The organism is Intrasporangium sp. (assembly GCF_039812505.1).
In the GTDB taxonomy this organism is placed as follows: domain Bacteria; phylum Actinomycetota; class Actinomycetes; order Actinomycetales; family Dermatophilaceae; genus Intrasporangium_A.
Window position 1 is genome coordinate 1 of record NZ_JBDIAQ010000266.1, and the last position, 2,513, is coordinate 2,513.

Annotated in this window: 1 protein-coding gene; it reads right to left on the reverse strand. The window is 70.2% G+C overall.

All coding sequences use genetic code 11. From position 1 onward, the window contains the following. Positions 1-359 precede the first annotated feature (359 nt). A complete protein-coding gene (gene acs / locus WMI84_RS18015; RefSeq protein WP_347355151.1) occupies positions 360-2,342 on the reverse strand; it encodes an acetate--CoA ligase in 1,983 nt (660 codons plus the stop codon). Between the last annotated feature and the right edge of the window lie 171 nt (positions 2,343-2,513).

Genomic DNA, 2,513 nt, shown 5'->3' on the forward strand with positions numbered 1-2,513 from the left:
AGGTGGTGCGCCGCTGGGAGGACAGCGGCGCCACCTGGCGGGTCCTGTCCCGGGTCGGCGGGCGTCTGCAGCTCTCGTTGCGCACCTGCACCGGGGACGAGGAGATGCAGCGCCTGGACACCGACGACCCCGAGCTGCTCGCGTTCGTCGGCGACCGGGCCTCCAGCGAGGAGTGAGCGCGGGCTGAGTCGTCGGCTGCTCGAGATGTCCACCGACCACGGCCGGTTCGTCGGGGACGGCACCAGGACCGCGGCAGCCGTCCTGGTGCCGTTCGTCGCGTAGTCAGATGCCTGACATCAGGGCATGACCAGTGCGCCGGGTGAGCGGCATACGGCATGGGTGTCGCTGTGGGCAGCGGATCAGGCGCTGCCTCCGCTGTCCAGTCCCGCCTTGATGAGGTCCATGACCGAGCCGTCGGCAAGCGTCGTGACGTCGCCGACCTCGCGGTTCTCGGCCACGTCGCGCAACAGGCGGCGCATGATCTTGCCCGAGCGGGTCTTGGGCAGCTCCTGGACGATCATGATCTGTCGCGGCTTGGCGATCGGACCGATCTCCTTGGCCACGTGGTTGCGCAGCTCGGCCACGAGTTCGGCACCCTCGCCGACCTCGTCGGCCTCCGAGACGGATTCGGAGCGCAGGATGACGAACGCGCACACCGCCTGACCGGTGGTGGCGTCGGTGGCGCCGACGACAGCAGCCTCGGCGACCTTGGGGTGGGAGACGAGCGCCGACTCGATCTCGGTCGTGGACAGCCGGTGGCCCGAGACGTTCATGACGTCGTCGACCCGGCCGAGCACCCAGATGTCGCCGTCCTCGTCCTTCTTGGCGCCGTCGCCCGCGAAGTACATGCCGGGGAAACGCGACCAGTAGGTGTCCTTGTAGCGCTGCGGGTCGCCCCACACGCCGCGCAGCATCGCCGGCCACGGGTCGCGGACCACCAGGTAGCCCCCGGAGCCGTTGGGCACCGACTCGCCCGCGTCGTCCACCACGTCGGCGGTGACCCCGGGCACCGGCTTCATCGCCGAGCCGGGCTTGGTCGCGGTGACCCCGGGCAGGGGGCTGATCATGATCGCGCCGGTCTCGGTCTGCCACCAGGTGTCCACGATCGGGCAGCGGTCGCCGCCGATGATCCGCCGATACCACATCCAGGCCTCGGGGTTGATCGGCTCGCCGACCGAGCCGAGCAGCCGCAGCGAGCTCATGTCGAACTTCGCCGGGATGTCCTCGCCCCACTTCATGAAGGTGCGGATCGCGGTAGGTGCGGTGTAGAGGATCGTGACCTGCTTGTCCTGCACGATCTCCCAGAACCGGCCCTGGTGCGGGGTGTCCGGGGTGCCCTCGTACATCACCTGGGTCGCGCCGAGCGTCATCGGGCCGTAGACGATGTAGGAGTGTCCGGTGACCCAGCCGATGTCGGCCGTGCACCAGTAGACGTCTGTCTCGGGGTGCACGTCGTGGACGACGGCGTTGGTGTAGGCGTTCTGGACCAGGTAGCCGCCGGTGGCGTGGAAGATGCCCTTGGGCTTGCCGGTCGTGCCCGACGTGTAGAGGATGAACAACGGGTGCTCGGCCTCCACCGGGACGGGCGTGTGCTCGGGCGCAGCCGCCTCGAGGGCCTCGTGCCACCAGAGGTCGCGGCCGTCGGTCCACGCGGTGTCCTGGCCGGTGCGGCGCACGACGAGGACCTTCTCGACCGAGGTGTCGCCATGGGCCAGCGCCGCGTCGACGGCCGGCTTCAGGGCGCTCGGCTTGCCGCGGCGGTAGCCGCCGTCGCTGGTGATCACGACCGTGGCCCGGACGTCCTGGATCCGGGAGTGCAGCGCCTCGGCGGAGAAGCCGCCGAAGACGACCGAGTGCGGTGCGCCGAGGCGCGCGCAAGCCAGCATCGCCACCGCCGCCTCCGGGATCATCGGCAGGTAGATCGCCACCGTGTCGCCCTTGTCGATGCCGAGGTCGGCCAGGGCGTTGGCGGCCCGCTGCACCTGTTCGTGCAGGTCGCGGTAGGTGATGTCGCGGGCGTCGCCCTCGGGCTCGCCGACGAAGTGGATCGCGACCCGGTCGCCGTGCCCGGCCTCGACGTGCCGGTCGACGGCGTTGTAGCAGGCGTTGAGCTCGCCGTCGGCGAACCACCTGGAGAAGGGGGCGTCAGACCAGTCGAGGACCTGCGTGAAGTCCTTGCTCCACACGACGTACTTGCGGGCCTGCTCGGCCCAGAACGCCTCGGGGTCCTCGGCCGCCTGGGTGTACTGCTCGGCCGTGCCGTTGGCCTGGGCGCTGAACCCGGCTGGGGGCGGGAAGGTCCGGGTCTCCTGCAGCAGGTTCTCGAGAGTCTGTTCGCTCACGGCATTCCACCTTTCGAGGCTTCGTTGGTCCGGGGTCCACTCAAGTAAACCGTCGCCCAGACCGCAAGGGGTGGGCGGGGTGGGGCCGCCGAGCGGTGCGATCTGGTCGGCAGGCGGTTGTCGTGGCCCGCTCGCCGTGGGCCTGTGTGCGCCACCCTCGACAGTCCCGGG